This window comes from Sphingopyxis sp. (assembly GCF_035565275.1).
Taxonomy (GTDB): domain Bacteria; phylum Pseudomonadota; class Alphaproteobacteria; order Sphingomonadales; family Sphingomonadaceae; genus Sphingopyxis.
In genome coordinates, this window is sequence record NZ_DATMST010000177.1 from 1 (window position 1) to 5477 (window position 5477).

5 protein-coding genes and 2 pseudogenes are annotated in these 5477 nt (G+C 65.6%); 5 read left to right on the forward strand and 2 right to left on the reverse strand.

The features are described from left to right. Nucleotides 1-669 (forward strand): annotated as a pseudogene (locus VN047_RS12590) (serine protease); the annotation flags it as partial. Here VN047_RS12590 and VN047_RS12595 read toward each other — a convergent pair. Next, entirely contained in the window at nt 655-1200 is a 546-nt protein-coding gene (locus VN047_RS12595) for an AAA family ATPase (protein ID WP_325543174.1), read from the reverse strand. The pseudogene VN047_RS12590 and the gene VN047_RS12595 sit on opposite strands and share 15 nt — an antisense overlap. Further along, nucleotides 1197-1874, reverse strand: a complete 678-nt coding sequence (locus tag VN047_RS12600) for a dienelactone hydrolase family protein (RefSeq protein WP_325543176.1) — start codon at nt 1872-1874, stop codon at nt 1197-1199. The genes VN047_RS12595 and VN047_RS12600 overlap by 4 nt, the downstream gene beginning before the upstream one ends. Nucleotides 1875-2155: 281 nt before the next feature. Between VN047_RS12600 and VN047_RS12605 the strand changes: the two genes are divergently transcribed. From VN047_RS12605 to VN047_RS12620, 4 genes and pseudogenes are all read left to right on the forward strand, one after another. Further along, on the forward strand, nt 2156-2722 hold the full coding sequence (locus tag VN047_RS12605) for a F0F1 ATP synthase subunit delta (protein ID WP_325543177.1): 567 nt from the start codon (nt 2156-2158) through the stop codon (nt 2720-2722). 39 nt (nt 2723-2761) lie between these two features. Then, nucleotides 2762-4291, forward strand: a complete 1530-nt coding sequence (atpA, locus tag VN047_RS12610) for a F0F1 ATP synthase subunit alpha (protein ID WP_325543179.1) — start codon at nt 2762-2764, stop codon at nt 4289-4291. Nucleotides 4292-4386: 95 nt separating this feature from the next. Then, nucleotides 4387-5262, forward strand: a complete 876-nt coding sequence (locus VN047_RS12615; RefSeq protein ID WP_325543181.1) for a F0F1 ATP synthase subunit gamma — start codon at nt 4387-4389, stop codon at nt 5260-5262. A gap of 24 nt (nt 5263-5286) precedes the next feature. After that, nucleotides 5287-5477 (forward strand): annotated as a pseudogene (locus VN047_RS12620) (hypothetical protein); the annotation flags it as partial.

Genomic DNA, 5477 nt, shown 5'->3' on the forward strand with positions numbered 1-5477 from the left:
CGCGAAAACCGCATCGCGCTCGCGGGCGTGCTGTTCGTGATCGGCGCGCTCGCCGCCGGCGCCGGCCTGATGTTCTACAGCCAGAAGAATGTCCGGAACGCGAAGATCGCGGGCGGCGCGGGCGCGGTGCTGATCCTCGCCGCGGCGGTGCTGTTCGCCACGCGCCCCGATACCCACGCCGAAATCGCCGAGGAAGCCGGCGCGGCGAAACCGTCCGACGCGCCCGAACTCGCACAGGGGAATTTCCTCTGCACGATCCGCCCCGATCGCAGCCGCATCACCGTGTCGTCGACCACCGACGTACCGATCGCGATCGGCAAGGGCGGCTGCGTCAACGGCCGCACCCAATATGCGCAAGGGTCGGACGGGCGCTGGCAGCGCATCCTCGTGCCGAACGAGGAGGCGACCGTCACCGTGGCATCGATCGATTCGGCCGGACGCGAATATCGCGTCGACCGGTATTTGCTCGACGCCGAAACCATGACCCGCGCGCGCGAAATCCGCGCCGGCGTGACACTGAAAGGTTGCACCGCCGATCCCGACCAGCTCGCGGGCCTTGCGGCGCAGCAGGACGCGATCCGCGGCGCGCTTCCCGCCGGTCCGAACGAACGGCTCGTCTATCGCTGCCAGCGGGCGGCGGGGTCGGCGAAAGGCTCAACCGGCGACTGACGGCGTCAGTTCGAGCACGTCGCAAATGCGCCTTGCCCCGGCGACAGGCGCCGTGACACCAGTGTCGATCTCGACCGCGGCGGGCGGCAGCGGCGGATAGGCGAAGGCGCCTTGTGCTTCCAGTTCGCGGAGCAACGCCAGCGACGATAATTTGCCGCCTGCCTGCCGCGACGGTGCCTCGATCCGGGCGGCGACGGTTTCGGGGGCGCAACTCAGCGCGACGAAATCGGTGCGGCCGCCCGCGGCCTCGACCAGCGCGGCCGCCCGCGCCGGGAAATCAGACGCGACGCTCGCCTCGGGATGAAAGGTGAAGATCAGCGACCGCCCTTCTTCGGCTGCGGCGCGAAACACATCCATCCACATCTTTTCGCGGAGTTCGACAAAGGCCGGGCTGCCGAAGGGAAAGACCGCGAGCAGCGCGTCGACGACAAGGTGATTGCGAAAGAGCGGCAGCCCTGTGAGCGCCGCCAGTTCGCGTGCGACCGTCAGCTTGCCCGATGCGGCGGGGCCATGGATGAAGACCAGTCTCACCCGCCGCACGCCTTGAACAGCATCAGCGTACGCTCGCGCGCGAGGTCGGCGCTTGCCTCGTGATAATCCTTGCGCCGGTCGCTGTTGAAGCCGTGGTTCGCGTCATAGACGAAGATCTGTGCGGTCGGATGGTCCTTGGCGATCAGCGCCTCGACGCCCTCCATCGGGATGCCCGCATCGTAGCGGCCGAAATGGGCGATCGTCGCGCATCGGGGCGCCGGATCGGCGAACATCGTCGGGACGAGGCTGCCGTAATAGGCCGATGCCGCGGCAAGATCGGGGCTGACCTGCGCCATCCGCCACGCGACCGAACCGCCATAGCAATAGCCGGTGATGAAGACGGGACCTTTGCCTTTCAGCACGTCGATGCACGTCTGCGCGTCCTTCACGCTCTGCTCGAACGGGTGCAACTCGCGCGCAAGCTGCACCGCGCGCTCGAACTGTGGCCCCGAATAGTCGCTCTCGAACCCCGGATGTTCGCGATCGAACAGCGCGGGGCTCAGCACTTCATAGCCGTCGGCAGCATATTCGTCGCACAGCTCGCGGATATGATCGGTGACCCCGAAGATTTCCTGGACCAGCACCAGCCCGCCGCGGCGTTCGCCCTCGGGCCGGGCATGATAGACGGCGATTTCGGCACCATCGTCCATTGCCATCCGGATCATATCGCCCATACGCACCCCCTCTTCCGTTTGGACCGGGCCTGTCGAAATCCCGTCCTTCTTTCCCGCAACCCTTGAAGAAAGAGCGGCCCTTCGACAAGCTCGGAGCCTGCCCATGCAGAGGCGGGGGGCAAACGGGTTTGCGAAGGGGGCCGCAAGACTCCAACCCCCGCCTTGCATTGCAGCAAAATCGTTGCTACGCGCGCCCCGACTTTGCAGCGGGGGGCATTTTCGGATGCCGGGCAAATCCGCGCAGCCATCCCCCTCGGGATCGTAGAAAAGGACTTTCGCGCGTGGAGAATTCCGGCGGCATTCAGGGCAACATCACGGCGGGCCTCGCGGGCCGCTATGCGGTCGCTTTGTTCGATCTGGCGCGCGAATCGAATGCGATCGACGCGGTTGCCAAGAGCCTCGCGACGCTCAAGGCCGCCCTCACCGATTCGGCCGACCTGTCGGCGCTGATCGCCAGCCCTGTCGTCAGCCGCACCGACGCCGCGAACGCAATCGCCGCGGTTGCCAAGTCGCTGAAGCTCGATTCGCTCACCGCGAAATTCCTCGGCGTGCTCGCCGAGAATCGCCGTCTCGCCGATCTTCCCGGCATGATCGCGGCCTTCGACGCGATCGTCGCCAATCATCGCGGTGAAGTGACCGCCAAGGTCACCAGCGCGCACCCGCTCACCGCCGAGCAGGTCAAGGCGCTGACCGCGAACCTCAAATCCCGTGTCGGGCGCGACGTCACCGTCGCGACGACCGTCGATCCCGCCATTCTCGGCGGCCTCGTCGTCCAGCTGGGCAGCCAGCTGATCGACGGCAGCATCCGTACCCGTCTCAACAGTTTCGCCCAGGCGATGAAGGGCTGAAAGCCCGTACGCCCAATTTGCCCGATGAAAGGCTAAACCATGGAAATCCGCGCCGCTGAAATCAGCAAGGTCATCAAGGACCAGATCGCCAATTTCGGCACCGACGCTACGGTCAGCGAAATCGGTTCGGTTCTCTCGGTCGGCGACGGCATCGCCCGCGTCCACGGCCTCGACAATGTCCAGGCCGGTGAAATGGTCGAATTCGCCAACGGCGTGCAGGGCATGGCCCTGAACCTCGAAGCCGACAATGTCGGCATCGTGATCTTCGGCTCGGACGCCGAGATCAAGGAAGGCGACACCGTCAAGCGCACCGGCACGATCGTCGACGTCCCCGTCGGCAAGGGTCTGCTCGGCCGCGTCGTCGATGGCCTCGGCAATCCGATCGACGGCAAGGGCCCGATCAAGGCCGACAAGCGCATGCGCGTCGAAGTCAAGGCGCCGGGGATCATCCCGCGCACCTCGGTCCACGAACCCGTCCAGACCGGCCTCAAGGCGCTCGACGCGCTCGTCCCCGTCGGCCGCGGCCAGCGCGAACTGATCATCGGCGACCGTCAGACCGGCAAGACCGCGGTCGCGATCGACACCTTCATCAACCAGAAGCAGGCCAACGCCGGCGATGATGAGTCGAAGAAGCTCTACTGCATCTACGTCGCCGTCGGCCAGAAGCGCTCGACCGTCGCGCAGATCGTCCGCCAGCTCGAAGAAAATGGCGCGATGGAATATTCGATCGTCGTCGCCGCGACCGCGTCGGAGCCCGCGCCGCTGCAGTTCCTCGCGCCCTACACCGGCTGCACGATGGGCGAGTTCTTCCGCGACAACGGCATGCACGCCGTGATCGTCTATGACGATCTGTCGAAGCAGGCCGTCGCCTATCGCCAGATGTCGCTGCTGCTCCGCCGTCCGCCGGGCCGCGAAGCCTATCCGGGTGACGTTTTCTATCTCCACAGCCGCCTGCTTGAGCGCGCCGCGAAGATGAACGAAGACAATGGCGCGGGCTCGCTCACCGCGCTGCCGATCATCGAAACGCAGGCGGGCGACGTGTCGGCCTATATTCCGACCAACGTGATTTCGATCACCGACGGCCAGATCTTCCTCGAAACCAACCTGTTCAACGCGGGTATCCGCCCGGCGATCAACGTCGGCCTGTCGGTGTCGCGCGTCGGCTCGGCCGCGCAGACCAAGGCGATGAAGAAGGTGTCGGGCTCGATCAAGCTCGAGCTCGCGCAGTATCGCGAAATGGAAGCCTTCGCGCAGTTCGGTTCGGACCTCGACGCGTCGACGCAGAAGCTGCTCAACCGCGGCGCGCGCCTGACGCAGCTCTTGAAGCAGCCGCAGTTCCAGCCGATGCCGTTCGAAGAGCAGACCGCATCGATCTTCGCGGGCACCAACGGCTATCTCGACAATGTCGCGACGACCGACGTGTCGCGCTACGAAGCGGCGATGCTCGCCTATCTGCGCAGCGACCATGCCGATGTGCTCAAGACGATCCGCGACACCAAGGACCTTGGCGACGACGCCAAGAAGGGCCTGGTCGCGGCACTCGACGCCTTCGCCAAGATTTTCGCGTAATCCACCCACCTCGTCACCCCGGCGAAGGCCGGGGTCTCGACGGTGAGATCCCGGCCATCGCCGGGATGACGACAAAAAGGTAAAAGACGGGACTTATGGCCAGTCTGAAGGAACTCAAAGGGCGGATCGTCTCGGTCAAATCGACCCAGAAGATCACCAAGGCCAAGAAGATGGTCGCCGCCGCGAAGCTGCGCAAGGCGCAGGCCGCCGCCGAAGCCGCGCGTCCCTATGCCGAGCGGCTCGAAGGCGTCGTCGCGAGCCTCGCGTCGAAGGTCGGCGCGTCGGATTCGGCGCCGAAGCTGCTGTCGGGAACCGGCAAGAGCGACACGCACCTGCTCGTCGTGCTCAACAGCGACCGCGGCCTCGCCGGCGCGTTCAACTCGAACATCGTCAAGGCGGCGCGCGACAAGGCGCTCGAACTGCAGGCCGAGGGCAAGAAGGTCCTCTTCTATCTCGTCGGCCGCAAGGGCCGCCCGGTGATCGCGCGCCTGTTTCAGGGCCAGATCGTCGAGCAGTATGAAACCACCGGCATCCGCGACATCGGCTTCGACCAGGCGAGCGAAATCTCGGCGAAGGTCATGGAGATGTACGAAGCCGGCGCCTTCGACGTCGCGCATCTTTTCTATTCGAAGTTCCGGTCGGCGCTGCTCCAGATCGCGACCGGCCAGCAGATGATCCCCGTTCCGCCGCCCGCCGAAGCGCCGGCATCGAGCGGCGCCGCGGTCGAATATGAACCCGACGAGGAAGCGATCCTCGCCGACCTCCTGCCGCGCAACGTCACCATCCAGATCTTCAAGGGCCTCCTTGAAAACGCCGCGTCCGAACAGGGCGCGTCGATGACCGCGATGGACAATGCGACGCGCAACGCGGGCGACCTGATCAACAAGCTGACCATCGTTTATAACCGCACGCGTCAGGCGGCGATCACCACCGAACTCATCGAAATCATTGCAGGCGCGGAAGCGCTCTAAGCTATCCAAGCAAGGAAGAAAGTAATGGCTACCGCTCCCGAGAAGAAGGCACCCGCCAAGAAGGCCGCCGCGCCCAAGGCTGCTGCGCCGAAGAAGGCCGCTGCCCCCAAGGCCGCTGCCACCGGCACCGCGACCGGCCAGCAGATGATCCCCGTTCCGCCGCCCGCCGAAGCGCCGGCATCGAGCGGCGCCGCGGTCGAATATGAACCCGACGA

Coding starts and splice junctions, on each gene's coding strand:
- VN047_RS12615 (WP_325543181.1), top strand. CDS start 4,387: ATGGCCAGTCTGAAGGAACTCAAAGGGCGGATCGTCTCGGTCAAATCG.
- VN047_RS12600 (WP_325543176.1), bottom strand. CDS start 1,874: ATGGGCGATATGATCCGGATGGCAATGGACGATGGTGCCGAAATCGCC.
- atpA (WP_325543179.1), top strand. CDS start 2,762: ATGGAAATCCGCGCCGCTGAAATCAGCAAGGTCATCAAGGACCAGATC.